This is a genomic window from Bradyrhizobium sp. WSM3983 (genome assembly GCF_000473045.1).
Taxonomy (GTDB): Bacteria; Pseudomonadota; Alphaproteobacteria; order Rhizobiales; family Xanthobacteraceae; genus Bradyrhizobium.
The window spans coordinates 23,913-50,279 of the sequence record NZ_AXAY01000038.1 but is presented as its reverse complement, the minus strand read 5'-3'; the positions used below and the strand labels follow the sequence as shown (position 1 = coordinate 50,279).

General features: G+C 63.3%; 25 protein-coding genes and 1 pseudogene. 10 read left to right on the top strand and 16 right to left on the bottom strand.

Going from position 1 to position 26,367, the window contains the following annotated elements:
- Positions 1-5 precede the first annotated feature (5 nt).
- From YUA_RS0136255 to YUA_RS0136210, 10 genes are all read right to left on the bottom strand, one after another.
- The gene (locus YUA_RS0136255) at positions 6-1,013 is read right to left on the bottom strand and encodes a formate dehydrogenase subunit gamma (RefSeq protein WP_027535064.1); all 1,008 of its coding nucleotides are present in this window, start codon (positions 1,011-1,013) and stop codon (positions 6-8) included.
- Between the two features lie 37 nt (positions 1,014-1,050).
- Positions 1,051-1,647, bottom strand: a complete 597-nt coding sequence (gene fdh3B / locus YUA_RS0136250) for a formate dehydrogenase FDH3 subunit beta (RefSeq protein ID WP_027535063.1) — start codon at positions 1,645-1,647, stop codon at positions 1,051-1,053.
- Positions 1,648-1,659: 12 nt separating this feature from the next.
- Entirely contained in the window at positions 1,660-4,608 is a 2,949-nt protein-coding gene (locus tag YUA_RS51360) for a formate dehydrogenase subunit alpha (protein ID WP_027535062.1), read from the bottom strand.
- 11 nt (positions 4,609-4,619) lie between these two features.
- Positions 4,620-4,829 (bottom strand): twin-arginine translocation signal domain-containing protein, encoded by a 210-nt coding sequence (locus YUA_RS0136240; protein ID WP_027535061.1) that lies wholly within the window; start codon positions 4,827-4,829, stop codon positions 4,620-4,622.
- Positions 4,830-4,858: 29 nt separating this feature from the next.
- Positions 4,859-5,650, bottom strand: a complete 792-nt coding sequence (locus YUA_RS0136235) for a molecular chaperone TorD family protein (protein ID WP_027535060.1) — start codon at positions 5,648-5,650, stop codon at positions 4,859-4,861.
- 133 nt (positions 5,651-5,783) lie between these two features.
- A complete protein-coding gene (locus tag YUA_RS0136230) occupies positions 5,784-6,392 on the bottom strand; it encodes a DUF3306 domain-containing protein (RefSeq protein ID WP_027535059.1) in 609 nt (202 codons plus the stop codon).
- Positions 6,389-6,901, bottom strand: a complete 513-nt coding sequence (locus tag YUA_RS0136225; RefSeq protein ID WP_027535058.1) for a DUF3305 domain-containing protein — start codon at positions 6,899-6,901, stop codon at positions 6,389-6,391. Before YUA_RS0136225 ends, YUA_RS0136230 begins: the two co-directional genes overlap by 4 nt.
- Positions 6,898-7,905, bottom strand: coding sequence for a DUF6352 family protein (locus tag YUA_RS0136220; protein WP_027535057.1), 1,008 nt, complete (start codon positions 7,903-7,905; stop codon positions 6,898-6,900). Before YUA_RS0136220 ends, YUA_RS0136225 begins: the two co-directional genes overlap by 4 nt.
- The gene (locus YUA_RS0136215) at positions 7,902-8,450 is read right to left on the bottom strand and encodes a DUF6505 family protein (RefSeq protein WP_027535056.1); all 549 of its coding nucleotides are present in this window, start codon (positions 8,448-8,450) and stop codon (positions 7,902-7,904) included. The genes YUA_RS0136220 and YUA_RS0136215 overlap by 4 nt, the downstream gene beginning before the upstream one ends.
- Positions 8,447-9,154 (bottom strand): biotin/lipoate--protein ligase family protein, encoded by a 708-nt coding sequence (locus YUA_RS0136210; RefSeq protein ID WP_051383573.1) that lies wholly within the window; start codon positions 9,152-9,154, stop codon positions 8,447-8,449. The genes YUA_RS0136215 and YUA_RS0136210 overlap by 4 nt, the downstream gene beginning before the upstream one ends.
- 197 nt (positions 9,155-9,351) lie before the next feature.
- Here YUA_RS0136210 and YUA_RS0136205 point away from each other — a divergent pair, with 197 nt between their 5' ends.
- Complete coding sequence (locus YUA_RS0136205; RefSeq protein ID WP_027535054.1) at positions 9,352-11,322, top strand: 4Fe-4S binding protein; 1,971 nt, start codon at positions 9,352-9,354, stop codon at positions 11,320-11,322.
- Between the two features lie 38 nt (positions 11,323-11,360).
- On the opposite strand, the gene YUA_RS0136200 is transcribed toward YUA_RS0136205, so the two are convergent.
- On the bottom strand, positions 11,361-12,647 hold the full coding sequence (locus tag YUA_RS0136200) for a c-type cytochrome (RefSeq protein ID WP_027535053.1): 1,287 nt from the start codon (positions 12,645-12,647) through the stop codon (positions 11,361-11,363).
- A 223-nt stretch (positions 12,648-12,870) separates the two neighbouring features.
- Between YUA_RS0136200 and YUA_RS0136195 the strand changes: the two genes are divergently transcribed.
- The 9 genes and pseudogenes from YUA_RS0136195 (at position 12,871) to YUA_RS0136155 (ending at position 19,847) form a co-directional block, all read left to right on the top strand.
- On the top strand, positions 12,871-13,107 hold the full coding sequence (locus YUA_RS0136195) for a hypothetical protein (protein WP_027535052.1): 237 nt from the start codon (positions 12,871-12,873) through the stop codon (positions 13,105-13,107).
- 99 nt (positions 13,108-13,206) lie between these two features.
- Complete coding sequence (locus tag YUA_RS52425; RefSeq protein ID WP_256375402.1) at positions 13,207-13,329, top strand: hypothetical protein; 123 nt, start codon at positions 13,207-13,209, stop codon at positions 13,327-13,329.
- Between the two features lie 299 nt (positions 13,330-13,628).
- Complete coding sequence (locus YUA_RS51355; protein ID WP_198029569.1) at positions 13,629-13,802, top strand: hypothetical protein; 174 nt, start codon at positions 13,629-13,631, stop codon at positions 13,800-13,802.
- A gap of 33 nt (positions 13,803-13,835) precedes the next feature.
- A pseudogene (locus tag YUA_RS52125) lies at positions 13,836-14,021 on the top strand (GcrA family cell cycle regulator); the annotation flags it as partial.
- Positions 14,022-14,844: 823 nt separating this feature from the next.
- Positions 14,845-15,942 carry a pyruvate dehydrogenase (acetyl-transferring) E1 component subunit alpha gene (pdhA, locus tag YUA_RS0136175; RefSeq protein WP_084293101.1) on the top strand — a complete coding sequence of 366 codons (1,098 nt, stop codon included), beginning with the start codon at positions 14,845-14,847 and terminating at the stop codon, positions 15,940-15,942.
- Positions 15,935-16,915, top strand: a complete 981-nt coding sequence (locus tag YUA_RS0136170; RefSeq protein ID WP_027535050.1) for an alpha-ketoacid dehydrogenase subunit beta — start codon at positions 15,935-15,937, stop codon at positions 16,913-16,915. Before pdhA ends, YUA_RS0136170 begins: the two co-directional genes overlap by 8 nt.
- A 33-nt stretch (positions 16,916-16,948) precedes the next feature.
- Positions 16,949-18,046 (top strand): dihydrolipoamide acetyltransferase family protein, encoded by a 1,098-nt coding sequence (locus YUA_RS0136165; RefSeq protein WP_027535049.1) that lies wholly within the window; start codon positions 16,949-16,951, stop codon positions 18,044-18,046.
- A 255-nt stretch (positions 18,047-18,301) separates the two neighbouring features.
- A complete protein-coding gene (locus YUA_RS0136160; protein WP_027535048.1) occupies positions 18,302-18,586 on the top strand; it encodes a GYD domain-containing protein in 285 nt (94 codons plus the stop codon).
- A gap of 361 nt (positions 18,587-18,947) precedes the next feature.
- The gene (locus YUA_RS0136155; RefSeq protein ID WP_027535047.1) at positions 18,948-19,847 is read left to right on the top strand and encodes a LysR substrate-binding domain-containing protein; all 900 of its coding nucleotides are present in this window, start codon (positions 18,948-18,950) and stop codon (positions 19,845-19,847) included.
- Between the two features lie 189 nt (positions 19,848-20,036).
- On the opposite strand, the gene YUA_RS0136150 is transcribed toward YUA_RS0136155, so the two are convergent.
- The 5 genes from YUA_RS0136150 to YUA_RS0136130 are packed head-to-tail and all read right to left on the bottom strand — an operon-like array spanning position 20,037 to position 26,361.
- A complete protein-coding gene (locus tag YUA_RS0136150) occupies positions 20,037-21,527 on the bottom strand; it encodes an amidase (protein WP_027535046.1) in 1,491 nt (496 codons plus the stop codon).
- A 16-nt stretch (positions 21,528-21,543) separates the two neighbouring features.
- Positions 21,544-22,341, bottom strand: coding sequence for a xanthine dehydrogenase family protein subunit M (locus YUA_RS0136145; protein WP_027535045.1), 798 nt, complete (start codon positions 22,339-22,341; stop codon positions 21,544-21,546).
- Between the two features lie 11 nt (positions 22,342-22,352).
- On the bottom strand, positions 22,353-24,740 hold the full coding sequence (locus YUA_RS0136140; protein WP_027535044.1) for a xanthine dehydrogenase family protein molybdopterin-binding subunit: 2,388 nt from the start codon (positions 24,738-24,740) through the stop codon (positions 22,353-22,355).
- Between the two features lie 2 nt (positions 24,741-24,742).
- A complete protein-coding gene (locus YUA_RS0136135) occupies positions 24,743-25,234 on the bottom strand; it encodes a (2Fe-2S)-binding protein (protein WP_027535043.1) in 492 nt (163 codons plus the stop codon).
- Positions 25,235-25,254: 20 nt separating this feature from the next.
- Positions 25,255-26,361 carry an ABC transporter ATP-binding protein gene (locus tag YUA_RS0136130; protein ID WP_027535042.1) on the bottom strand — a complete coding sequence of 369 codons (1,107 nt, stop codon included), beginning with the start codon at positions 26,359-26,361 and terminating at the stop codon, positions 25,255-25,257.
- Positions 26,362-26,367 lie beyond the last annotated feature (6 nt).

Here is a 26,367-nt window from a genome sequence, read left to right as displayed (position 1 = left end):
CCGTCTCACTCGGCTGCCGCGTTTGCGGGTTGTGTCTGGCTACCGCCCGGTCCCGTTCGCGCCATCTGCTGATCGAGCCAGAGGCTGTGGTGTTCGCGCGCCCAGTTGACGTCGACCTCACCTGAGCCCATAGCCTCGAACGCACCTTCCATTCCAATCGTACCGATATAGATGTGCGCGATCATCGTCGCGACGAACAGCACGGCCACGACGGAGTGGACGATCTGGGCCAGCTGCATTCCCTCGATCCCAGTGACGTAGAACGGGAACATCAGCTGGTATCCCGTAACGGCAACCAGGCCGCCGCCGATCACGACGATCCAATAGATCATCTTCTGGCCGGCATTGAAGCGATAGGCCGGCGGATGATCATGGCCGACAATGCCCCCTCCCCGCCTGATCCAGGCAACATCCACCTTGTTCGGGATATTGCCGCCGATCCACATCAGGAAGATCACGACGACGCCGATGGTGAACGGGAAGCTCAGATAGTTGTGGGCATATTTAGCCCATTGCGACCACTCCGAGAAGGCCTCGAAGCCGATCAGCGGCAGCAGCACCGGCCGACCGAAGGTGATATTCAGTCCGGAGATCGCCAAAATGATGAAGCAGGTCGCTGTCATCCAGTGCACGAAACGCTCAAAGGTGTCGAAGCGCACGATCGTACGGCCGGATCGTCCGCTCTCCAAACGGACCATGCCGCGGGTGAGATAGAAGATCACGAGAACCGCCATCATGCCGACGATAGCGACGCCACCGATCCAGCGGAGCACAACGTTGCGGAATTCACGCCACTCACGGCCAGCCGGCTGCATAAGCACGCTGGAACGCTGGTCGGGGATGCTGACGCGGCCCTGGATCCGGTCCGCCTCCTGCAGCAACTGCCGCTCGTTGACCGAACTCGCGGTCGGGTTGATCTGCTGGGCCAGTGACGGTGCCGGTGCCGCCGTGATCAACAGAAGCAATGCCCACGCACCGATAGCGAGGCGAATGACCCTTCCAAATGACGACATGAACTCCTCCCGGCATTTACGACACGTGACGGCCGCCTCAGGATTCAATCGACTCGCGATAGGCGGTCTTCCAACCCCAGGCACCCGAGCCGTAGCCGCGTTTCATCACGCGTTCCTTGTAGATCTGGGCGATGATCTCGCCGTCACCGGCGAGCAGTGACTTGGTCGAGCACATCTCGGCACAGAGCGGCAGCTTGCCCTCGGCGAGCCGGTTCGCACCGTACTTCTCGTATTCCTCCTTGCTGCCGTCGGCCTCTGGGCCACCGGCGCAGTAGGTGCATTTGTCCATCTTGCCGCGCGAGCCGAAGTTTCCGACTTTGGGATATTGCGGCGCTCCGAACGGACAGGCGTAGAAGCAATAGCCGCAGCCGATGCAGAGATCCTTGGAGTGCAGCACCACGCCATCGGCGGTGGTGTAGAAGCAGTTCACCGGGCACACCGCCGCGCAGGGCGCATCGGTGCAGTGCATGCAAGCCATCGAGACCGAGCGCTCGCCGGGCTTGCCGTCGTTGATGGTGACGACCCGGCGCCGGTTGATGCCCCAAGGAACCTCGTGCTCGTTCTTGCAGGCCGTGACGCAGGCGTTGCACTCGATGCAACGGTCGGCGTCGCAGAGAAATTTCATACGTGCCATCGTCGTTGCTCCTTATGCCGCCGCGATCTGGCAGAGAGTGACCTTGGGCTCCTGCATGCCCGTCGCGGGGTCGTATCCGTACGTAGTGATCGTGTTGGCGCTTTCGCCGAGCACGATCGGGTCGGTGCCCTTCGGATAATTCCCGCGAAGATCCTTGCCCGCGAACCAGCCGCCGAAGTGGAATGGCATCCAGGCAACGCCCTTGCCGATGCGCTCGGTGACGAGCGCTTTCATCCTGGCCCGGGAATTGTTCTCGGCACCCGTGACCCAGACCCAGCCGCCGTCCTTGACGCCGCGATCGGCGGCATCGGCAGGATTGATCTCGATGAACATGTCCTGCTGCAGCTCAGCAAGCCACGGATTGGTACGCGTCTCCTCGCCGCCGCCCTCATACTCGACCAGGCGGCCCGACGAGAGGATGAGCGGAAACTGTTTGGCAATCCCCTTCTCCACGGCTGCCTTCTGCACGGAAAACCCGATATTGGGCATCCGGAACTGCTTGGCGTCGGGCAGCGTCGGATATTTGGCGACGAGGTCGACGCGCGGCGTGTAGATCGGCTCGCGGTGAACAGGAATCGGATCGGGCAAACCGAATGCATTCATGCGCGCCTTGCCGTTGCCGTAGGGAACACAGCCATGCGCCAGCGCCACGCGCTGGATGCCTCCCGACAGGTCGAGCGCCCACGACACCGTGTCCGGATTGGCGGGATTGATCTTGTTGATCACCGCCATTTCCGCTTCGGAGAGCTCGGCGTCCCAGCCGAGCTTCTTCAGGCTCGCCAGCGTGAACTCCGGGTAGCCGTCCTGAATTCCCGACCCTAACGAGTACGAGCCATCCGCGAGCAGGCTCACCTTTCGCGTCGTACCGTCCGGCAGCTTCTCCTCGCGCTCGATGCCGAACCGCGGCCGGAACGTGCCGCCGCCATCCATCACGTGCAGATTGGTGTTGTAGAGGAGCGGCGTGCCGGGATGCTTGACGTCCGGTGATCCCCAGCATGGCCATGGCAGGCCGTAATAGTCGCCGCCGACCTCGGGATCGTCCTTCGGCGCCCGCATCGTCAGCATGTCGAACTTCGCCTGGTTCTTCATGTGCGCCTTGAGGCGCTCGGGCGATTGCCCGCAATAGCCGGTCGACCAGCTGCCGCGGTTCATCTCGCGCAGCACATCCTCCGCCTCAGGAAGATTGTTCTCGACCTTGATGTTCTTGAACATCTGGTCGGCGAAGCCGAATTTCTTCGCCATCAGATAGATGACCTCGAGATCGTCTTTCGATTCGAAGATCGGTTTGACGATCTGCTCGCCCCATTGCAGCGAGCGGTTCGAGGCGACCCGCGACCCCTTGCACTCGAATTGTGTGGCCACAGGAAGGATGTAGACGCCATCCTTGCGTCCGGCCTCGACTGCGAGCGACGCCCAGGTCGTCGGATGCGGGTCAGCAATGACAAGCAGTTCCAGCGCCTTCAGGCCTTTGAGAGACTCCGGAATGCGGGTGATACTGTTACTGGCGTGTCCCTGAACGAACACTGCCCGAACATTGTCCTTCTGTGCGACCTGATCTTTCGGCAGCGTCACCGCCTCGAACCAGCGGGTCAACGGAATGCCGGGAGTTTCCATGATCTGCTTGGAATCGAAGCGCGACTTCAGGAAGTCATAGTCTACCTCCCAAACCCGCGACCAATGCTTCCAGGCGCCTTCGGCAAGGCCGTAGTAGAACGGCAGCGTGACGATATCGAGCCCGACATCGGTCGCACCCTGCACGTTGTCATGGCCACGGAAGATGTTGGCGCCCGCGCCGGCCTTACCGACATTGCCGGTCATCAAGAGTGCGATGCAGCTCGCCCGCACGTTGGCGGTGCCGACGGTCTTCTGGGTCTGACCCATGGCCCAGATCAGGGTTGCCGGCTTCTCGGTGGCGAACATCTTGGCGACGCGCTTGAGCTGCTCGCCGGGAATGCCGGTGACGCGCTCGACCTCATCCGGGGGCCACTTCTCAACCTCCTTCTTAAGGTCATCGAAACCGTAGACGCGCTGCCGGATGAACTCCTTGTCCTCCCAGCCATTCTGGAGAATGTGCCACATGATGCCGTAGAGCACCGGAATGTCGGTGCCTGGCCGCATCCGAACATATTCGGTCGCGTGTGCCGCCGTACGCGTCAGGCGCGGATCGATAACGACAAAGTTAGCCTTTTGCAGCTCCTTGCCCTCGAGCAGATGTTGCAGCGATACCGGATGCGCTTCGGCCGGATTGCCGCCCAAGATGACCTGTGTCTTCGCATTGCGGATATCATTGTAGCTATTGGTCATCGCGCCATAGCCCCAGGTATTGGCGACGCCGGTAACGGTGGTCGAATGGCAGATGCGTGCCTGATGGTCGGTGTTATTGGTGCCCCAGAACGCCCCGAGCTTGCGAAACAGGTAGGCGCCTTCGTTGGTCATCTTGGCCGAGCCGAGCCAATAGACGGAATCGGGACCCGATTTTTCACGAACCTCGAGGATCTTGTCGCCGATCTCGTTGATCGCAGTGTCCCAGGAGACGCGCGTCCATTGCCCGTTCACGAGCTTCATCGGATAGCGCAAACGCCGCTCGCTATGCACCAGCTCGCGCACGGAAGCACCTTTTGCGCAATGAGATCCACGATTGATGGGGGAATCCCAGCTCGGCTCCTGTCCGATCCAGACTCCGTTCAACACTTCCGCGGTCACGGTGCATCCGACCGAACAATGCGTACAGATGCTTTTCTTGACGGTCGCGCCGGCGGTCAGCGGCCCCGCCGTGGCCGCTTCCGCCTTGCGCACGCCGGAAACCGGCATGGTACCGAGTGCCGCGAGTGCGCCACCCGCAAGACCGGACCGGCGCAGGAAGGTGCGGCGATCGAGACCACTGGTCTGGCTCGCGAGGACGTCCGCGACAGAGCCGCGGCGGTCGGATCCGGAATGCTGATGTGTTCGCTTGATAAGCACGGCAGCCTCCCTCAGGCGGGATAGCGGTTGACGCGGTAGTAAGCCTTCACGTGATCGGATTCCTTGTAGCGCGCCTTGCGCTTCTCATCGTTGTTCTCGCTGTCGGCCTCAGCGGATCCGACGAGTGGCGTCGCCAGCGTGGCGCCAGCGCCTACCGTGCCGATGCCAACCTTGCGGAGGAAGTCGCGCCGTCCGACGATCGCTTTCTTTTCATCGCTCATCGCATCTCTCCCGGACCAACCTGCGCTAGTCACTTGGCGAAGGAGAATCCTTGCCTCTCGATCTCGATAAATAGGCGGCCGAGCGTGCCGACCGCACGATAGAACTTTGCACTTGCGGCCTTCTCCATGTCGGCGAACAGACGTCCCATCCAAGGCGAGACGTGCTTTTCGAACAGGGTGCGTTGCGCATCGGACGACGCTTCCAGGCGGCCGTCGGCCATTCCCGCCATGATCTCGCAGAGGACAGCGGCATGATCCTCAGGCTCAGAACTGTTCGCGGCGCGCTCGATGCCGAGCGCTGCGAGATCGGCCCGCAAGCGTGACAGCGGCCGTTCGTTGAGGAAGCCGGTCAAATAATAGGACTCGTAAGGCAGCAACTCACCGCGGCCGAGACCGACGAACAGGTCAAAATATTCGCGTTCGACTTGACCTGTGATCTCGCGCATGGCGGATTCCGCCAAGGCGGCGTGAGCCTGACCGAGCGGCGTCCCATCTCCGCTCAAGCCTGCAAGCCGATCGAGCAACTTCTTGGAGGGCGCGGCGGCCAGCAAGGTGGCGAGAAGAGCGTATTCCTGCGCTCGCGCAAAATCGACCGGATCGATGCTGTTGTGCGATACCGTGCGGTTGTGAGGGAGATCTGGATAGAGATCAGGCCGCAGCACCGCGCGGGGAACACCCGTTGCCGCTTCCACTGCAATCACCCGCTGAGCGGGTACCTTGCTCCAGTTCGAAACCGAGGGTTGGCTGATGCGGATCTTGCGCGCAAGCTGGGCCACGCCGCCTGCGGCGTCAATGGCGCGATCAAGTCCGGCGTCACGCATAAGGACCTCTGTTGCCTGAGACCCGAGTGACTGATTTTGCTTGCGCAACAAAGCGCTAACGAAGCGTAAACCTGGTTCCGCAGATGGTCAATTGCCGACCTATAGTTTGAGGCTATCGCCTTTCGTCGCAATATTAGCGAGGCAGGGCACCGCCGTGTGTGCAGCGCCGAACTGCATCCGCTTCCATGGTCGGTTGCGGTGCAACGGGAGGCGCGATCTCCGTGTGGTCCGCTTGATCAGGCTTCTCTGTACGCATCGCAGAGTGCACAACGTCCGTGTTCGGAACGTCGGAGAATTCCGGCAACTGCGTCGGCGTGTCAGCCTGTGCCTCTGCCGCGTTACGCAGGCCACCGACAATCCGGTCGACCCAGGCGGCCAGCTCAGCCTGCGAGCAATCGAGCGGTCCGAACCCCGGCATGGCGTTCGGATCGTTGAAATCCCAGGCGTTCTCGGCGAGACCAACAAAATCGCGGATCGCCGGGTCGGCCGTCCAGGCGCGGCGAAGGGCTGCGCGGGTCAATTCCCGCGGAATACCTTCGCGCAGGAATACGGTGATGTCGGTCATGGCCGTGATTGAATCGATGGACGGCAGGCTCGCAAGATCGACTTCGGGGGCGACCTCGACCTCCGTGGATGGCGCGGGGGTCTCGCTGGCAGGCTTGGCCGTTTGCGGAACCGGAACGCTCGACTTTGCCTCGCGCTTGCGGCGCGACCAGCGCGCAAGGAATTCTTCCTCAGTCATTCTTGCCCGCTTTCATGCTGCCGACGCGCCAGGGCCTCGGGATCGGCGCGCCTTCGCTCGCGTTTGACGAACTCCCTCTCGACGTGGTGTTCGGCGATGAAGCTTTCAATCACCTCGCGCACCACCTCTGGCATTGGTACAGCTTCAACCAGATTGTCAGCGGCCTCGGTAAACCCCTCTCCTTCCGCAGGATCAGCGGTCGCCGCGGCGACCGTATAAGGCCAAGCCCCCTCGGATGGGCTCAAGACCACCCAGATGCTCGGTATGCCGGAGGCGAGATTGTCACGATAACGCGCGGTTTCCGACACGTACAAATCAACCGTTGCGCTGCCAGCATAGAACAGGGTCGTGCCTTCCTGCTCGCGCAGGATTGTCCAGGCCTCCGTGTCCGGTTCGTCAGGCAACGCGGCGGCGCTCCGCCAGATGAAATCCACCCAGGGCGAATCCGCCTTGCGCCGTTCGACGACGATGCCGACGGGGATACGCAGGATTGGCAGGGCGGCGCTCATGAGATGGCTTCCAGGCGCTTGATCGGCAGTCCCGTCAACAGATTCTGCGGTTTCATGCGTAGCTTCTGATCGGCTGTCATCGCGAGGATCAGATAGACTGGCTCGCCCCGCAAGGTCCCCCCGGCGAGCCCAGAATCCGCAAAGGTCAGGCGAAACAGCGAAAGCACTCGCCGTGCGCTGTGCTCGTCAAGCTCGTCGCCGTGCCAAAGCCGATCGCCCATCCTGGTGGCGTCAGCGTCCAGTCCAATATACCAGCTCAGCCTCACCTCGCGTAGTTCCGTCAACGGCTCAATGGCAACATCGATCCCGAGCAGATGGGAAACCCAGCGCGTCATCACCTGCGCCAGTGCGCGAGACCCTCGCGCACCTGCGGACAGATCGAGGGCCATATCGAACTGGTCGCTGCGTTCCCAATAGGTCTCGGCGTTTTCTTCGCTCAGCACATCGAGATGGGCGTCCGTCTTGGTATCCAGCATCGAGATCAACGACAAGATGGGCGTCGGGCTGCGACCACCGACGACCTCGTCATCGCCAAGCAGCAAGGCCTGTTCGTGCGGAAGAATCCGCTGCGGTCGGAAGAACAGCTCGCCGGCACGCAGCACGAAGGGATCGTCGTTACCATCAAGAGCGTTGCGCAGGATCACCTGCACGAGCTGATTGATGAACAGCGGCGGCAGGTCGTTTGATCGCGAGCGGACGGCCGCGAGATACGCAGCTTCGAGCGTTGGGTGCCGCAACATGAGATCGCGGAACCCCAGCACGAAGCGCCAGTTCTCCCGCGCGTCCTCATCAGCGATCGCAGCGACCTCATCCGCACCGACCGCCTGGCGCGGATCGGCAAGCATCCCGCGATGCAGTCTTTGTTCGACCAGGCACGCGTCCTTCGGCGGCATCAGCTCGGGACGGGCAAAATAAGCCTTCAAGAATTCGTCGGTAACGGGAAGCCCCCCGCTCTCGTCGCGATCGAGTAGATGATGTCCGCACGCGATCCAGAAATCGTTCATCGGAGGCGCCGCTCCTGGCCCATATCCGCACCGTTCAGATCGCTGTTGGGTTCGACATCATCCTCGACTTCCATGAACGAGAATGCCTTGCCATGCTGCCCCTCCCGCAGTTGTAGCCTGCGGAAGGCCTCGTGGACTTCGCTATTACTTGCCGAACGGTGAATCGCAATGAGAGAGCTGATCGGATGCGTGCAGAGCGACTGCGCAAAAGTAACTTCTTCTTCCGCAGCGATCCTTGCAATTGCTATGTCCGGTGCGCCGAACCGATCAACGAGTTGCCTGGCAAGGAGTTCGATCAGCGTCTGGCAATCGTCCTCGGTCGCCGGAACAATCTGTGCCAGCGTCGACCATCCCCAGGATTGCACGCCGAGAAAGCCGCTGCGGAAGGCGGCGCGCGCCTTTCCGCTCAGCTTCACCGGATCCTGATCGCAGAAGCGGAAGGCGCCGGAGACGGCCCATTCGCCTGATACTGCCGGCACGTCGAACATGAAGGTGTCGGAGGCATCGAGCGCAATGGTACGCAGAAGTTTGACGGTCTTTTTCACCGCTTCGGCCCTCCAAGCGTCGGATCGAGCCAGGATGGCGAGGCTAGAGCCTTAACGAGGTCTGCCCGCTCAGTCGTATCACTACCGGTGCGGCGCGTGACCAGATCGCCGCAATCGTCGATGCGTCGAAGCGTTTGCCGCTCGCGAGGGATGCGGCTGAGATACTCGCGCGCGACACTGTCGAATCCGTCGACCCGCCAATTGTCGATCGCGCGCATCAGGTGCCGCACGAAGCTCTCGGTCACCTGCACCGCTCCGGCTTCGCCAAACCCCTCCTGATCCAGCGCGGAGGCGAGCGGATAAACACCGGGATCATGATCCGCCATCACCACCGTCCGGATCATGGCCCCGAATACAAGCCAGGCCGGCGGCTCATCCTCGTCCGCGGACGTCGGCCAGGCCATCCGCCCCCCGCCAACCAGCCCTCCGTCGATCCTGACGGAATCCGGCCAACCGACTGCAACCTCCTTGGTCGGTGGCGCATGGGCGCGCAGGGCGTCTGTGAGGGCAACCATGCAAGCGTAGAAAGCTCGCCGCGCGGTCGTCAGCGGCTCCGCTGGCTCCAGCACCACCGCGAACTCAGCGAGGTCGAACCGCCCGACATAGACCAGCGTGCCGGCGCCGCTTTCGGGTGCAATGCGGCATGCATAGGCAAACGCGTCCCCGCTCTCGCGCAACCTGACCAAAGTGAAGGGTGGCGGCAATTGAATCTGTTCCGCCGTGGAAACGTGGCTGGTTGGGATCGACCGCAGGCCGGCCTCCACTTTCCCCTTTTTTCCCGATTGACAATATCTATACGAGGCAAAGGATCGGCGCGAGTCCGTCATTCGTCGCCTTCCCGGGAGGGATGAACCTGGAGCAGCCAGCGAAGACCATCCTGATTTGCTCGTGCGAAGACACGATGCGGCTTGATGTGGCCGCGATCGAGCGCGGATGCGGCAACTGCAACGTCAAGAGTTTTCGTCACCTGTGCGGGGCCGAGCTCGACCATTTTCGCAGGCTCGCAAAGGCGGAGGGCCCCCTGACCATTGCCTGCACCTATCAGCAATCCTTGTTTGCGGAGGAAGCCGCCGAGCGTGCCGCGCCGATCGCTTTCGCAAACATTCGCGAGACGGCAGGCTGGTCGACCGAAGGCGCACAAGCGGGCCCGAAAATGGCGGCGCTGCTCGCAGCGAGCGCCGTGCAGGCGCCGGATTATCCGCTGGTCACGCTTGCGAGCGACGGGGTCATCCTGATCTATGGCCGGGATGAGGCCGCGATCGAAGCCGGACGGCTGCTTTCGGATCATCTCGATGTGACGGTGATGCTGAAGGAGTTCGGCGAGATCGCCGCGCCTGCGGCAACTCTCTTCCCGGTCGTGAAGGGAATGATCCGTACCGCCAGAGGACATTTTGGCGCTTTCGAGCTCACGATCGACGACTACGCGCACCCGCGCCCGTCCTCGCGCAATCTCTACATCTTTGAAAATTCTCGCAGCGGGGCCACCTCGCACTGCGACATCATCCTTGACCTATCGGGAGAAAGACCGCTGTTCCCGGCGCATGATCTGCGCGATGGCTATCTGCGAGCAGATCCCAAGGACCCGAGCGCCATGCTGCGCACCGTGCTCAGCGCGCGGGATCTCGTCGGGCATTTCGACAAGCCCAGATATATCGAGTTCGCGCCCGACCTTTGCGCCCATTCGCGCTCGAATCTGACCGGCTGCCATCGTTGTCTCGATCTATGTCCCACGAGTGCGATCACGCCAGCCGGCAATCACGTCGCCATCAACGCCGAGATTTGCGCCGGCTGCGGCCAATGCGCCGCCGCCTGTCCGACGGGAGCGGCGTCCTATGCTTTGCCGCCCGCGGACACCCAGCTCCAGATCATCCGCGCCATGCTGCTCGCTTACCACCAAGCCGGCGGATCGAACCCGGTCCTGTTGCTGCATGAGGCTCAGCATGGCACGCCGCTGATCGACGCGCTCGCCCGTCACGGCGACGGTCTGCCTGCGCAGGTCATCCCTCTTGCCGTCAACGAGGTGACGCAGGTCGGGCTGGAAGCCGTCATCGGCGCCTTTGCCTATGGAGCATCTGCGTTCCGATTTTTGCTGCGTGGCAGGCCGCGGCATGACGTGACCGGCCTCGCGCAGACAGTCAGCATGGCAGAGACCATCCTTGCGGGTCTCGGGTTTGAAGGGCGCCGGGTCGCGGCGATCGAAACGGACGATCCCGATGCACTGCTAGAGCAACTGAACGGCATCGGGCAATTTGCAGCAGTGAGGGCGCCCGCGACATTCAAGACTGTCGGCAAGCGGCGCGACCTGCTTCGCTTTGCCTTGAGTGAACTGCATCGCCTCGCGCCGAAGCCGGTCGATGTCATTGCGCTCCCGCGGGGGGCACCGATCGGCGCGGTAAGCGTCAATACGGACGGATGCACTTTGTGTCTCTCCTGCGTTTCTGCCTGCCCGACCGGCGCGCTTCGCGACGATCCCGAGCGCCCGGTGCTCAAATTCGTCGAAGATGCCTGCGTGCAATGCGGCCTGTGCCAGAGCACCTGTCCCGAGAAGGTCATCACCCTCAAACCCCAGATCGATTTCCACGCCGGCCGCGCGCCGACGATTGTGATCAAGGAGGAAGAGCCTGCGCTTTGCATCCGCTGCGGCGCGGCGTTTGGCGTGAAGAGCACGATTGATCGGATCGCGGCGAAGCTCGAGGGCCGGCATTGGATGTATCCGGCCGGCGACAAGCGCCTCGACACCATCAGGATGTGCGCAGATTGCCGCGTGATCGCGATGAGCGAACAGCAGTTCGATCCGTTCGAGGGCGTGCCCGAACGCGCGCCACCCCGAACCACTCAGGATTATTTGCGCCGGCCGGATCGCAAGATCTGAGCGCGAACGTCCCTCATCATCGGCATTGCGGTCCTCACCTATTGCGACGTCGCCCGGGCCAGGAAATCGGTCAATGCGCGGCGGTCTTCGGCCGAGCCGATGCGCTGCTCCGGCATCTTCGTTCCCGGCGTGTAGGCATTGGGTCCCAGTTCAAACAGCTTTGCGACCGTCTCGGGGGTCCAGACGATATCCATGGTCTTGAGGGCCTCGGAAAACCGATAGCCGGGGAGCGAGGCGATTTTCCGGCCGAACAATCCCGCAAGCGTTGGCCCCGCACGCTGCGCCTCCCTCGCCGACAGCGTGTGACAGGCAACGCATGCGCGAAAGACGTCGGCGCCATGATCGCCCGCATACGCGGCCAGCGGATCCGCTGTTGTCCCGAACAGGTTCGAACCGACCGGCTCACCGCTCTGCACATTCCAGCGCCGGATCTTTCCATCCGCACCTCCGGTCACGAGCGTCGCTGCATCGTGCAGGAAGATGACCGACCAGACCGGGAAGCCGGGCCCCACCAGCGTCCGCAACACACTCCGCGACTTGCGCTCGACTATGGCAACCGTGCCGCCGATGCCTGCGGCGGCAATCAGCGCCCCATCATCGGACAGCGCCAAGGCGACGATCGGTGCCGGGCTTGCGGCCACCTCGCCCACCAGCGTTCCGTCCTCCGTCAGCATGCGCAGCTTGCCGTCCGCCCCTGCCGCGACGATCTCACCATCGGGCGCAATAGCGACCGCATTCAGCGGCACCGGCAATGCCACCGCTTCAGACCGGCCCTCCGGCAAGCGCCAGATGCGCAACGCGAGATCATAGCCGACACTCACGAGCGACTTCCCGTCCGGCGCGAAGGCGACACCATTCACATTCTGCCCGTGACCTTCCAGCGCGCGGGACGCGCCATCAGCCAGGGACCAGAGCCGCACGCTGTGGTCCCACGCGGCCGAGGCGAGCTTCGATCCGTCCGGCGCTACGGCAAGTGCCACGACGGGACCGGTATGTCCCTCCATGACCCGATCAGGCTGCTGCCGGCCTGCCGTCCACACCGCAATTCGTGCGTCGGCACCCGCGGTAATCATGCGCCCTCCCTTCAGGAAGGCAACGGCATTGACGGCATCAGAATGATACCGCAGCACCTCATCCGCCGCGTCGATCTTCAGCGACCACCGAATGGCGGACGTGTCGAAGCTGCCCGACAACAGGCTGTCGCCGTCAGGCGAAACGGCAAGCGCCCGGACGGGGCCGCCGTGACCCGCAAGCTGGGCGTGCGCCGCGGACGCAACAACCGCCAAGAGGGCTGCTGCGGCCCGCGCGCACGAAGCCCATCTCATCAATCTTTGCCGGCCATGGTCACGTCCATGCCTTCAAGGGTGCCCCGAAATAAATGTCCGCGGCATCAGTTTACTTCTCTGGCGCCACGGGTCCTAACCTCAACGGGAAGGATCGAGATCCGTTCCTCAAGGTGCACTGCATCAGTTTGTCCACTTGAATGCCGGCAGCGCGAGTCCTACCCTTGCTCGTCACGTCTTTGCTCGTCACGTCAAGGAAGACGGCATGCAGGGGCGATCGAGGCCATTGCTGCGGATGATCTCATGGCTACGCGCCGTGCGCGTGATCTCGGTCGCTCAAAATCCAGCGACACGTGAAGCCTCGCCTCTCCTCGTCCTCACAGTCGTCGTGCTCACGCTGCTTCTCGCCATATTGGAAGTGGACTTGTACAGCCCCGAGCTTCAATCGCTGGGATTGATGGGCGATGCATTTTCAATCGATCCGGCTTTTAAGGGCCCTTAGAGCCGGCAGGTACAGGGCGAACTTCAAATCGTTCGTCACAGTTGCGCCCAGCAAGCCGCATCGTAAGATGCGTGCAGCGTGTAAATGATGGAGTTTGCGATGAAGGCTTTTCTGCTCGGCTGCGCTGCTGCCGTCGTGATCGCAATCGCAGCAATGGCGATCCTGGATCAGGTGCAGGAGCCCGTTGCCCAGGCGTTTTCTACAACCGCTGTGCGTCTGTAAGATCGCCGGCCGCTAGCTGCGCCGGGACCGCCCGCCTGTTGCTCGGGTACTTCCTGGACAGAATGGGACGCGGTTGAATGGCGGCGAGATAAATGGTCGGTCGCAGCGTTGGAGCGCTGATCACGCGTCAGGAACGGCATCCAAACCGGGTTCGCAGTGGTTGTGATCCGTGGCGACGAAACACAGCCCGGCTGGCGAGCCATGAATCGTGCTCGATCGACCATCAACGAGAGCGCGAGCATAGTAACGGTTCAAGCCGTTCATCACTCATCCGCATCCGGCCATCTTGGAGGAGCAACATGAAGCAGCAACAGATCCTAGAAGAATTCGCCGCCGGCTCGATCAACTGGGGTCCCTTGGTCCTCATGGGCAACATGATGCCGCCCCGAGATCCTGATGAAGACGACGAGGACGAAGAGGACGAAGAGGACGAAGAAGAACCGCCGATCGTGCGCGAGCCAGACGAAGACTAGCCAGAAATTGGGGGCCGGCGTTATAGTATCTCCATGAGCTGGGATGACAGAGACCTAACGCTGCTCAAAGAACTCTGGGCCCTAGGACACAGTGCCACGGAGATCGCGCGCCGTCTTGAGTGTAGCCGTAACGCGGTTTGCGGAAGGCTGACTCGTTTGGGCCTGAAACGTGGTCGCAAGCCATCAACAGCAAAACCCAAGATAAGGTCGATCCCAAAGCAAAGGCCGGCGTTATCCGCAGCTTGCGCCCGTCCGCGAGGAAAGAAGGTGTCGAAACCACTGGAGAGGCAGCAGCCAGAATTCAGCAAGGGCCAGCTTTATGCGATGCTGGCTGAGGCGGTCAAGAATACGGGCGACGGCTGACCCGCGACCAATGGCGGTGCTTCGAATCGTCATCAACGGATCAATCTTGTCAGCACCGTACAGGTGATCGCGTGCGCTACTGCTTGTGGCCTTCACTGACCTTCCCCTCTCGCCAACGTTCCCATGCCAGGAGCTCCCCTCCCGCCAAGCGGCACCTTGCCTCCAAGAACGCGCGCTTAATCTCGGTGAGGTCCATGGTTGCCTCTCAAGTCGACCGGCCTTGGTGTTGTTCCGCTCACCGAAGCGATGCGGCCGTTAGGAGGGGCCGAAGGCGCTTATGAACCCGATCGTGATGGGGACGAGCGCGACAGCCATCCACCAGGTGGGGGAGCTGGAGGACACGCAGCTACAAAGATCCAGACTCCAAAGCCGACGATGAGAGCCGAGATCGCATATGCGAACGCTTTGTCCATCTGTCGATCCACGAGCTACACAGGACCGGCTACGCTCACAAGGACTCACCGGGCCCCGAAACGTTCCTAAGCGCCGAAGGAGAATGGAGCGAGCGCGATAGGGACGCGCTGCCGATCGGTCCCCTGCGGACCGATGCCGGTGAACCTGCCGTGCAGCAACAACCCCGGCGCGCGTCAAGGCGGCGCCGCCGTGGTCGTGCATCGCCGCGGCACAAATACCAATTGAAAGAGTTAGTAGAAGGCATAATCGCTCCTGGAGTAAGGGCGTGGCCAGCCGCAGGGTAAACGAGGATCTTCCCATCATCGCGCGTTTCGAGGTGCGTCATCGCAACTACCTCGCGTCGGACGGCTCGATACAGCGGCCGCTTCCTGCCTTCGCCTCCGATGCTAAGCTGCTGGTCGCCCTTTACCGGTCCATGGTGCTGCTGCGCCTGTTTGACCGCAAGGCTGTTGCGTTGCAGCGCACGGGCCGCCTTGGGACTTATGCCGTTTCCCTCGGCCAAGAGGCCGTATCGGTAGGGATAGCCAGTGCGATGCGGGAAGAAGACGTGCTGCTGCCGTCCTATCGCGACAATGGCGCGCTGCTCTGGCGCGGCGTCAAGCCGGAGGAGATCCTGCTGTTCTGGGGCGGCGACGAACGCGGCAACCAGTTTTCAGGACCACCCCACGACTTCCCGTTCTGTGTTCCGGTCGGATCCCAGGCGCCTCATGCCGCCGGCGTCGCCTATGCGTTGAAGCTACGGAAGGAACGGCGGGTGGCCGTGTGTCTGTTCGGCGATGGCGCCACCTCGAAAGGCGACGTCTATGAAGCGATGAACTTTGCTGGCGTGCACAGATTGCCGCTCGTCTTTGTGGTGGCCAACAATCAATGGGCCATATCGGTACCGTTACGGCTACAGACGGCGTGCGAAACGCTGGCACAGAAAGCGATCGCCGCAGGCTTCGTCGGCGAACAGGTGGACGGGAGTGACGTGGTGGCGATGCGGGCCGCCGCTGAAGAGGCGATTGCCGCCGCCCGCGACGGCAATGGCCCTCGCCTCATCGAGGCCGTCACTTACCGGCTAGGCGACCATACGACCTCTGACGACGCGGCGCGCTACCGCGCGGCTGAGGAAGTCCAGGCGCGCTGGAAGGAAGAGCCGCTCGCGCGGCTGAGGGCCTATCTCGTTGCGCAGAAAATGTGGACCAAGGCGGACGAGGAGCAACTCGCCGCCGAATGCCATGAGCGCGTCGAAGCAGCTGCCGAACGCTATCTGGCAACCCCCGCCCGCCGGCCGGAATCCATGTTCGATCACCTTTATGCCGAACTGCCCGACGCCTATGCCGCGCAACGCCGCGAACTCGCGGGAGAGCACGATGCCTGAGGCAACGTTGGTCGAAGCCATCAATCTGGCACTCGGACGCGCGATGCAGGATGATCCTGATGTGGTCGTGCTTGGCGAGGACGTTGGCGTCAACGGAGGTGTCTTCCGTGCGACGGCGGGCCTGCAGAAGCGTTTTGGGCCGGAGCGCGTCCTCGATACGCCGCTTGCCGAGCTTCTGATCAGCGGGCTTTGCGTCGGCATGGCCGCGCAGGGACTGAAACCGATCGGCGAGATCCAGTTCATGGGGTTCATCTATCCCTGCCTGGATCAATTGGTGAATCATGCGTCCCGCTTGCGCAACCGGACCCAGGGACGGCTCACCTGTCCAATGGTTCTGCGTACGCCGCACGGGGCCGGCATCCGCGCGCCCGAGCATCATTCCGAAAGCACCGAGGCGATGCTCGCCCATATTCCCGGCTTACGCGTCATCATGCCTTCGTCGCCGAAGCGCGCCTACGGACTGCTGCTCGCCGCGATCCGCGATCCCGATCCCGTGGTGTTTCTGGAGCCGACGCGCCTGTACCGCGCGGCCAAAGGCGAGGTGGAGGACAATGGCGAAGCCTTGCCGCTGGATGTCGCCTTTGTCCTGAGGGAAGGCCGCGACCTCACGCTGATCAGCTGGGGCGCCATGCTGAAGGAAACCATGGCTGCCGCCGATGCACTGTCGGCCGAGGGCATCGCCGCCGAGGTCATCGATCTCGCCGCGCTCAAGCCCTATGACGAAGACACCGTGCTCGGTTCGGTGGCAAAGACTGGCCGCTGCGTTATCGTGCACGAAGCGGCACGGACCGGCGGATTTGGCGCGGAGATCGCCGCGGATATCGCCGAGCGCCGCCTGTCCTCGCTGCTTGCACCCGTGGCTCGCGTCACCGGCTACGACACCGTCGTTCCGATGGCACGCCTGGAGCAATATTACATCCCGTCGGTCGAGCGCATCATGACCGCCGCCCGCAAGGTTTGCCAGTTCAGCTAGATTTTAACGGACCAGATTAAAGGACCTGGGCCCATGCGCCAGTTCACGCTGCCAGACCTTGGAGAAGGCCTCGAGGAGGCCGAGATCGTCAGCTGGTATGTCGGCGAAGGCGACCACGTCGTCACCGACCAGCCCCTCGTTTCCGTCGAGACCGACAAGGCCGTCGTTGAGATACCGTCGCCGTCGAGCGGACGCATCGCGCGCGTGTTTGGCGCCAAGGGCGATATCGTGAAGGTCGGCATGCCGCTCGTCGAATTTGCCCAGGGTACCGAGCAGGACACTGGCACCATCGTTGGCGAGCTCGGCAGCGGCGAAGCCGCACGGGGTGCGACAGCAGCTTCCGGACAACCGGCCGGGCAGCAGCCTCAGGTGTTCCCCGCGGTGCGAGCGCTCGCGCAAAAGCTCGGCATCGCGCTCGAGCAGGTCGAGGGCACAGGTCCCGGCGGCACCATCACACGGGCCGACGTCGAACGCGCTGCGAAGAGCATGTCCGATACGGCACAAGCGGAGCCGCTGCGCGGCATGCGGCGTGCGATGGCGCAACGCATGGCGGCATCCAATGCCGAAATCGTACCCGCGACCGTCGTCGATGAGGCAGATATCGGCGATTGGCGGCAGGGCGAAGACGCGACGGTCCGCCTGGTGCGAGCGATCGCTGCCGCCTGCAAAGCCGAGCCCGCCCTCAATGCCTGGTACGATTCCGGCTCAGCAGCGCGGCGTCTGATGGACCGCGTCGATCTCGGCATCGCCGTCGATACCGAGGGTGGCCTCATCGTTCCCGTGCTGCGCAATGTCGCCGCGCGCGAGGTGACCGACCTGCGGGCCGGCCTCGATCGCCTGCGGCGCGACGCCATCGCGCGCTCAATACCCCCAGAGGAGCTGCGGGGCGCCACGATTACGTTGTCGAATTTCGGAATGATCGGCGGCCGGTTTGCCAATCTGATCATCGTGCCCCCGCAGACCGCAATTGTCGGTGCAGGCCGGATTTCGGAGCGGGTTGTCGCGCATCGAGGCCAGCCTGCGATCAGGCGCCTGCTGCCGTTGTCGCTTACCTTCGATCATCGCGTTGTGACCGGCGGCGAAGCCGCCCGCTTCCTGGTAGCACTCAGATCGGATCTTGAGCTGACGTAAGTCACGTGCTTTGCCCCCGACTGCTGGGCAATTTTTGCTTCGTCGACCGACGTGTTGGGATCCACGGCAAACGAACTGAACCGACTGCGGCACCGGCGGTCGCAAGGCGCACATCGGAGGCTCGATCTCCGCGGGTCGTGGTTCCCTTGGAGCAATCGGCCGTAAAGCTCGTCATGCGGCATAGGCGCGGCTCGCCAAATGTCGTACAATCGGACGTGCCTCACGTAGAATGTCCAACATGCCGTGGAGATGGCCATGAAATACGTGCTGCTCGGAAATCTGAACCCGGAGTGGGCAAGCAAGCAGTCGGACCGGATCGGCAAGGCCAAGAAAAAGCTCGACCAACTTGGCATCAAGATCGAGTCAATCCACTATACGCAGGGTTACTACGATTTCGTCGACATCGTCGATGCCCCCAATCCGGAGGCGCTCCTTGCGTTTTCCGTCTGGTACTCTACCCAGGGTCTCGGCCGGATCCAGAGCATGCCGGCTTTCGAAGCAAAAGCGTTCGAAGCCGCGATCAAGCACGCAGCGAGCTGAGCGTCTCAAAGTGCGCGAACGGGCACTGACGAGTTTTGGATGTGGACTGATCTCCGGGTGAAGGCGCTCCCTGGTCGCCAAGGCTTCTGCGTGTGAGAGCGCTCACCTTCGTCGACGGCTCCATCGCGCTGGATGGGATGGCCGTGTTTTGCGAGATCAATCCCGCAACCATTAAGCAGCTGCGCGGCTCGGCTGCGACATGCTCCCCACTGGGGGCATTCCTTTCGGCTTCCAAAGTCCCCGAGATAGTCGAAAACAGCACACGGTGCTTGGATCGCGCCTGCTTGTATCCCTGCACGACAGGCTCCGAGCAAAGCGCTAGCACGGAAATTGCATAAATGTTGGGCGAAACGGGCACCTCATGAACCTCATCAGCCTAGACATACGCATGCTCAGGTCGCTGATATCGGTCGTCGAGACCGGCAGCATCACCGAGACGGCGCGCCGCCTTGGCCGGACCCAGCCGGCGATAACCCTGCAATTGCAGCGGCTGGAAGAACTGACCGGCAAGCAACTTTTCCTGCATGCCGGACGCCGGCTAACTCTGACCGAGGACGGTACGACGGTCCTCACCTATGCCAAGTCCATCCTCCGGCTGCATGACGAGTTGATTTCGCAACTGGCGTCGCAAGAGATCGAAGGCCAGGTCGTGCTCGGTACGCCGGATCTCTATGCGGCGTTCATGCTGCCCTCTATCCTCAGCGTGTTCCGCAAATCCTTTCCGCGCATCCAGGTCGAGCTCAACTGCGCACTGTCCACGCCGCTCGTCGGCCTCGTCAAGCGCGGCGACGTCGATATCGCGCTGGTGACCCGCATGAACGATTTCACCGGCGGCCAGGTGGTGCGGCGCGAGCAGCTGGTCTGGATGACCGGCGAACAATCCTCAGCGCATCAGGAACGTCCGATCCCGCTCGCGCTGCTGCCGCCCGGCAACATCTACCGCGACTACGCGATCGATACGCTTGAGCGCGCAAACCTGCGCTGGCGCGTTGCTTGCGTCAGCGAAAGCGTCGGCGGCTTGCAGGCGGCCGCCTTCGCCGGCATGGCCGTGACCGTGCTTGGCCGCAGCGCGCTGGTACCGGCCATGCGGGAGATCAATCCCAATGAAGGCCTGCCGCCGCTGCCGCAGGTCGAGCTTTTGCTTTACAAGTCGAGCGGTGCCACCTCGAAGGCCGCGACCGCGCTGCACGACTATCTCGCGCACTATCTGCGCCTCGACGAAGAACTCAGCGGGCGCGGCGCGCCGATCGAGCTGGGCTAGGCCCACACAAACATCGAAAACAACCCCATGCACAGTAGAATGGCCCCTTGTCTGCAAAGGGGTTTTTTAGCGCGCCCTTCCGGAGGACTGCTGCGCAGTTTGCGCTCACGCGGCCCTTCGGGTCGGGGTCATGCTTTTAGAGATTTGACACGTCGGGCAAAACACCGGCACTATTGCATCATGGCCGCTTCACCCCTTGGCGCGCCCTCCACCAACCTCACGTAACACGAGCTGCGGCCAGAACTTCGCCCAGGGCTGCGCCTGCTCGAACGCCGCAGCGATGCGGAAGATCGTGGGCTCGTCGAGCCAGGGCGCGACGATCTGAAGGCCGATCGGCATGCCGTCGCGATCGAAACCGCAGGGCAGCGTCGCCGCCGGAAGACCAGCGAGATTGATCGGCCAGGTAAAGGGCGACCAACCGAGATGCGGATCGACCTTGCTGCCATCGATCGTGCCGACGCCGATCCGGCCGGCCTCGAATGCGGTGACAGCGACGGTCGGCGTCACCAGCACATCGACGCGTTCGAACAGCTTGACGAAGGCACTGCGCGCCTGGCCGCGGCGGTAACTCGCTTCGATATAGTCCGTTCCGGTGTAACGGCGGCCGGCGCTGACGACATCGCGATAGTCCGCTTCGGAGTTGGCGAGATCGGCGGTGGTCCTGGTCGCGACCGCGGCCGCCTGTTCGGTGAACGCGATTGGCTTCAGCGTATGCTCAAGGATGCCGGGATCGAGACCCGGGCCGTCCATGGTGACCTGCGCGCCGCAGGAATCGAGAATGGCGAGCGCCTTACCAAATGCCGCACAAACGTCCGGGCTGATGGCGGCGTAGCCGAGATCGGCGCTGGCGCCGATACGAATACCATCCAGACGCCCTGCGTTGGCATCGAAGCGACGCCCGGGCACGGGAAGGCTTGCAGCATCGCGCAAATCGTAGCCGGCGATGATCTCCAGCGTCAGCGCGGCATCGGCAACAGTCCGCGTGATCGCCCCGGTATGCGCGAGCGAGGCCCAGGATGGCGGCGAGAAGCCGGGCGAGCGCGGCACGAGGCCGAAAGTCGGCTTCAACCCGAACACGCCGCAAAAGGAGGAAGGCACACGGATCGAGCCGACGCCGTCGGTGCCGATCGCGATCGGGCCGCAACCGGCGGCCACGCCGGCCGCGGCGCCGCCGCTCGACCCGCCGCTGGTGCGACCGGGATTCCAGGGATTGCGCGTGATGCCGGTGACCGGGCTGTCGGCCGTCAGCTTGTAGCCGGACTCGCAGGTCGTGGTCTTGCAGGTGATGATCGCGCCGGCGGCCTTCAGCGACGACACCGCGGCGGCGTCGGCCTCGGGCACAAAGCTCGTGTTCATCGGCGAGCCGGCATAGGCCGGCACGCCCGCGACGAAGACGAGGTCCTTGATCGTGACAGGCACGCCGGCGAGCGGCCCCTTCGCCTCGCCCGCGCGCATCTCCTTCGTGAGGCGATCGGCCTCCACTCGCGCCTGCTCGTACATCGGCGTCACCACCGCATTGCAGGCCTCGTTGGTCGCCTCAAGCGCAGCAATCGTGTCGTCGACGACATCGCGCGGGGTGAACATCTTGCGCCGGTAGCCGGCCATGATCTCGGTTGCAGAAAGCGCGCCAAGACCAGTCGGCGCCGGCGGGAAGGCCGCTCGGCCGGAACCATCAGTCATCATCAACCCTAAAGAGCTAGCTGAGCGCCGCGTCGACGGCGCGCTTGGCCATGACCGTAACGAGATGCGCACGGTAATCGGCTTCGGCGTGGATATCGGAGGTGAGGCCGTCGTTATCGATCTTGATCGCCGCAACTGCAGACGGATCAAAATTCTCCGACAGCGCCGCCTCCATCGGCGGCACGCGGAACACGCCGGGACCCGCGCCGGTTACGGCGACGCGGACACCATCAGCGAATTTCGCGACGAACACGCCGACCAGCGCATAACGCGACGCCGGCGCCTTGAACTTTGCGTAACCTGCCTTGAGCGGCACCGGGAAACGCATCGCGGCGATGATCTCGCCCGGTTCGAGCGCGGTTTCGAACAGCCCAAGGAAGAACTTGTCGGCCGCGATCTCGCGCGTGCTGGTGACGATGGTGGCTCCGAGACCGAGCACACCGGCGGGATAATCGGCGGCCGGATCGTTGTTCGCGACCGAGCCGCCGATGGTGCCGCGGCTGCGCACGGCGGGATCGCCGATCATCGAGGCCAGCGCTGCGAGCCCCGGGAGTTTGGTCTGCACCAGCTTCGAAGCTGCGACCACCGCATGCGGCGTCATTGCGCCGATGGTGATGGTGGCGCCGTCGTCGGTGATGCCCTTGAGATTTCCGAGCTTCGAAAGATCGATCAGAGCGGGCGGATTGGCCAGCCGCTGCTTCAACGTCGGGATCAACGTCATGCCGCCGGCGACGAGCTTGCTGTCCTCGATCGAGGTCAAAAGCCTGGCCGCATCGGGAATCTGGTTGGGCTGGTGGTAGGCAAATGGTTTCATTGTTGTCCTCCCTATTCCGCGGCAACCGGCAGCGACGCGTTTTGCAGCAGGCGCCAGATCCGGTTCGGCGTTGCCGGCATGTCGACATGGGTGACGCCGAGATGCGACAGGGCGTCGACCACGGCGTTGATCACGGCAGCCGGCGAGCCGATGGTGCCGACCTCGCCGCAGCCCTTCACGCCCATCGGCGTGTGCGTGCAGAGCGTCGAATGGGTCGCGACCTTCATCATTGGCATGTGGTCGGCGCGCGGCATGCAATAGTCCATCAGCGAGCCCGACAGCAGTTGGCCTGAACTCTCGTCATAGACCGCGTTCTCGAACAGCGCCTGGCCGACACCCTGGACGATGCCGCCGTGCAACTGCCCCTCGACGATCATCGGATTGATGACCGTGCCGACGTCGTCAACGGCGGTGTAGTTGACCAGCGTCACCGTGCCGGTCTCCGGATCGACCTCGACTTCGGCGATGTGGCAGCCGCCCGGATAAGTAAAGTTCACGGGATCGTAATAGGCCTGCTCTTCCAGTCCCGGCTCCAGCACTTCGAGGGGATAATTGTGCGGCACATAGGCCGCGCCCGCGATCTGCTCGAACGTCTTCATGCGATCCGTGCCGGCGACGGAGAATTTTCCGGCCTCGAACTGAATGTCCACTTCGGCCGCTTCAAGCAGGTGGGATGCAATCTTCTTGCCCTTGGCGATCACCTTGTCGGTCGCCTTGGACAGCGCGGCGCCGCCGACCACGAGAGAGCGCGAGCCATAGGTGCCCATGCCGAACTGCACGCGATCGGTATCGCCAAACACGATGTCGACATTGTCGAAGGCGACACCGAGCTTGTCAGAAACGATCTGCGCGAACGTTGTCTCGTGACCCTGACCGTGATTGTGCGTGCCGATCATGACCGTCACCTGGCCGGTCGGATGCACGCGCACCGTGGCGCTTTCATAGAGACCGCCGCGCGCACCCAACCGTCCGGCGAAGCGCGACGGCGCGAGGCCGCACGCCTCGACATAGGTGGAGTAACCGAGCCCGCGGAATTTGCCCTTGCTCGCGGACGCCGCCTTGCGGATGCCGAAGCTCTTGACATCGGCTGCGGCCAACGCACCGTCGAGGCAGCCCATCGGATCACCGGAATCGTACTGCACCAGCACCGGCGTCTGATACGGATAGGCCTCCTTCGGGATCATGTTGCGGCGGCGGATCTCGACGCGGTCGATGCCCATCTCGGCGGCCGCGACGTCGACGATGCGCTCCAGCACGAAGGTCGCCTCGGGTCGACCCGCACCGCGATAGGCGTCAACTGGCACCGTGTTGGTGAAGACCACCTTTACGTTGCAGTAGATCGCCGGCGTTGTGTAGACGCCGCCGAGCAGCGGACCGTAGAGATTGGTCGGGATATTCGGTCCGAAGGTCGAGAGATAGCCGCCCATATTGGCGAGCGTATTGACGCGGAAAGCGAGAAACTTTCCGGTCTCGTCGAGCGCAAGCTCGGCCTCGGTCACGTGATCGCGGCCGTGGCGGTCGGAGACATAGCCCTCCGATCGGCTCGCGACCCATTTGATCGGCCGCATCACACGCCTGGCGGCCCAGGTGATCACGGCCTCTTCGCCGTAGTGGAATTGCTTGACGCCAAAACCGCCGCCGACATCTGGCGCGACCACGCGCAGCTTGTGCTGCGGAATGTTCAGCACCAGCGCGCCCATCAGGAAGCGCACGACGTGCGGGAACTGGCTGGTGGTCCACAGCGTGAAGCGATCGGTGCCCGGCTCGTACTCCGCGATCGCCGCCCGCGGCTCCATCGGATTGCCGATCAGGCGGTTGTTGACGAGGCTCAGCTTTGCGACATGCGCGGCCTTGCGGAACGCGGACTCGACCGCGGCCTTGTCGCCGAGCTCCCAGTCGCAGCAGATATTGTTCGGCACGTCGTCGAACAATTGCGGCGCATCAGGCCTGACAGCTTCGAGCACGCCGACCACCGAAGGCAGCACGTCGTAATCGACATTCAAGAGCTCGGCTGCCGTATTGGCCTGCTCCGGCGTCTCGGCGATGACGAAGGCCACCATGTCGCCGACGAAGCGCACCTTGCCCTGTGCCAGCATCGGGAACGGCGGCTCCTTCATCGGCACGCCCTTGGCGTCCGAGATGCCCCAGCCGCAAGGTAGCGAGCCGAGGCCGTCGGCCCTGACATCGTCGCCGGTCAGGACCGCGATCACGCCGGGCGCTGCCAGCGCCGCGCTCTTGTCGATGCTGCGCAGGAACGCATGCGCATGCGGCGAGCGCACGAACACGCCCGCCGTCGCGCCGGGCCGCTTGATGTCGGAGACGTAATTGCCGCGGCCGGTAAGAAAGCGCTGGTCTTCCTTCCGCTTCGGTGCAGCGCCGATCCCGATCACATTGCCCATGGTCACTCTCCCTTGGCGGCGGTCATGGCGGCCGCGCCCGCCATGACCGAGACGACGATGTTCTGGTAGCCGGTGCAGCGGCAGATATTGCCTTCGAGGCCATGACGGACATCGGCCTCGGTCAGATCAGGCTTCTCCGCAGCAAGCGCGATCGCGGTCATCAGCATGCCCGGCGTGCAGAAGCCGCATTGCAGGCCATGATGCTCGCGAAACGCCTCCTGCATCGGATGCATCTGGTTCGAGCCGGGCGCGCCCTGCAGACCTTCGATGGTCAGCAGGGTCGCGCCGTCGAGCGCGGGCGCCAGCAGCGTGCAGCTCTTCACGGGCAGCCCGTTGAGATGAACGACACAGGCGCCGCACTGGCTGGTGTCGCAGCCAATATGGGTGCCGGTGAGGTTGAGCTGCTCGCGCAGCAGCTCGGCGACAAGGGTCGCCGGTTCGACCTCGACAGTGGTGGGCCGGCCGTTGAGTGTGAAGGATATCTGCACGGTCATACTCCTGTGCGCGACGGGTCTTAGGCGAGTGGCAAGGCGCTGCCGGTGGCCCATGTGGCCATCACGACATCGCCGACGGTGAAGGGATCTGCGAAGAAGGTCTTTTCCGGCACATAGGCGACAAACTCGTCGTCCGGCACGGTGTCGAGCATGACCTTGACGAAATAGCCCTGGTATTCGATCGCGAGCACGCGGCTCGGCAGCGACGTCGTGCAGCCCGGTGGCAGGTCCCTGCCCGGCCGAACCAACGCGACATCGTCGCGGCGCACGGCAATGTCGACCTCGTCACCGACGCTGATGGTCGCACGGGCCTGAAGCGGCACCTCGATGCCATCAGACGCGGCCTGCGCGAGCGTAAAACTCGCGCCGTTGACCTTTTCGACGCGACCAGACAGCACGTTCTGGCCGCCCATGAACTCGGCGACATAGCGGTCGTGGGGATGAGCGTAGACGTCCCGCGCGGCGCCCGCCTGCTTGATCTTGCCCTGCTCCATCACGACGACGAGGTCCGCGAGCGCGATCGCCTCGAGCTGGGTGTGGGTGACGTGGATGAAGGTAATGCCGAGCTCCTGCTGCATCCGCCGGAGCTCCTGGCGCATCTGGACGCGGAGCTGCTCATCGAGCGCGGACAACGGCTCATCAAGCAGCAATACGCGCGGCTCGGTGATCGCGGCCCGCGCCAGGGCGACGCGTTGCTGCTGGCCGCCGGAGAGCTGCGCCGGCAGGCGGTCGGCGAACTGCGTCAGCCGCACCTTCTCGATCATGGCGTCGGACACGCGCAGACGATCGGCCTTCGACTGACCGCGGACGCGCAATGCAAAGGCGATGTTCTCGCGCACGGTCAGATGCGGGAACAGCGCGTAGGACTGGAACATCATCGCGGTGCGACGCTGTACCGGCGCCAGCCCGACGACGTTCTGGCCGCCGATCACGATTTCACCCGCCGTCGGGTCTTCGTGACCTGCGATCATGCGGAGGATCGTGGTCTTGCCGCAGCCGGACGGGCCGATGAAGCAACAATAGGCCCCGTCCGCGATCCTGAGATTGACGCCGTCGACCACGTAGGTCGCGCCGTCAAAGCTCTTGCAGACGCCTGCCAGTTCGATATCGCCGCGATCGCTCTTCATTCCCAA

Excerpts from the sequence above, each read along its gene's own strand:
- YUA_RS0136255 (WP_027535064.1), bottom strand. The coding sequence starts at position 1,013 with ATGTCGTCATTTGGAAGGGTCATTCGCCTCGCTATCGGTGCGTGGGCA.
- fdh3B (WP_027535063.1), bottom strand. The coding sequence starts at position 1,647 with ATGGCACGTATGAAATTTCTCTGCGACGCCGACCGTTGCATCGAGTGC.
- YUA_RS0136240 (WP_027535061.1), bottom strand. The coding sequence starts at position 4,829 with ATGAGCGATGAAAAGAAAGCGATCGTCGGACGGCGCGACTTCCTCCGC.
- YUA_RS0136235 (WP_027535060.1), bottom strand. The coding sequence starts at position 5,650 with ATGCGTGACGCCGGACTTGATCGCGCCATTGACGCCGCAGGCGGCGTG.
- YUA_RS0136230 (WP_027535059.1), bottom strand. The coding sequence starts at position 6,392 with ATGACTGAGGAAGAATTCCTTGCGCGCTGGTCGCGCCGCAAGCGCGAG.
- YUA_RS0136225 (WP_027535058.1), bottom strand. The coding sequence starts at position 6,901 with ATGAGCGCCGCCCTGCCAATCCTGCGTATCCCCGTCGGCATCGTCGTC.
- YUA_RS0136220 (WP_027535057.1), bottom strand. The coding sequence starts at position 7,905 with ATGAACGATTTCTGGATCGCGTGCGGACATCATCTACTCGATCGCGAC.
- YUA_RS0136205 (WP_027535054.1), top strand. The coding sequence starts at position 9,352 with ATGCGGCTTGATGTGGCCGCGATCGAGCGCGGATGCGGCAACTGCAAC.
- YUA_RS0136200 (WP_027535053.1), bottom strand. The coding sequence starts at position 12,647 with ATGAGATGGGCTTCGTGCGCGCGGGCCGCAGCAGCCCTCTTGGCGGTT.
- YUA_RS0136195 (WP_027535052.1), top strand. The coding sequence starts at position 12,871 with ATGCAGGGGCGATCGAGGCCATTGCTGCGGATGATCTCATGGCTACGC.
- YUA_RS52425 (WP_256375402.1), top strand. The coding sequence starts at position 13,207 with ATGAAGGCTTTTCTGCTCGGCTGCGCTGCTGCCGTCGTGATCGCAATC.
- YUA_RS51355 (WP_198029569.1), top strand. The coding sequence starts at position 13,629 with ATGAAGCAGCAACAGATCCTAGAAGAATTCGCCGCCGGCTCGATCAAC.
- YUA_RS0136170 (WP_027535050.1), top strand. The coding sequence starts at position 15,935 with ATGCCTGAGGCAACGTTGGTCGAAGCCATCAATCTGGCACTCGGACGC.
- YUA_RS0136165 (WP_027535049.1), top strand. The coding sequence starts at position 16,949 with ATGCGCCAGTTCACGCTGCCAGACCTTGGAGAAGGCCTCGAGGAGGCC.
- YUA_RS0136160 (WP_027535048.1), top strand. The coding sequence starts at position 18,302 with ATGAAATACGTGCTGCTCGGAAATCTGAACCCGGAGTGGGCAAGCAAG.
- YUA_RS0136155 (WP_027535047.1), top strand. The coding sequence starts at position 18,948 with ATGAACCTCATCAGCCTAGACATACGCATGCTCAGGTCGCTGATATCG.
- YUA_RS0136150 (WP_027535046.1), bottom strand. The coding sequence starts at position 21,527 with ATGACTGATGGTTCCGGCCGAGCGGCCTTCCCGCCGGCGCCGACTGGT.
- YUA_RS0136145 (WP_027535045.1), bottom strand. The coding sequence starts at position 22,341 with ATGAAACCATTTGCCTACCACCAGCCCAACCAGATTCCCGATGCGGCC.
- YUA_RS0136140 (WP_027535044.1), bottom strand. The coding sequence starts at position 24,740 with ATGGGCAATGTGATCGGGATCGGCGCTGCACCGAAGCGGAAGGAAGAC.
- YUA_RS0136135 (WP_027535043.1), bottom strand. The coding sequence starts at position 25,234 with ATGACCGTGCAGATATCCTTCACACTCAACGGCCGGCCCACCACTGTC.
- YUA_RS0136130 (WP_027535042.1), bottom strand. The coding sequence starts at position 26,361 with ATGAAGAGCGATCGCGGCGATATCGAACTGGCAGGCGTCTGCAAGAGC.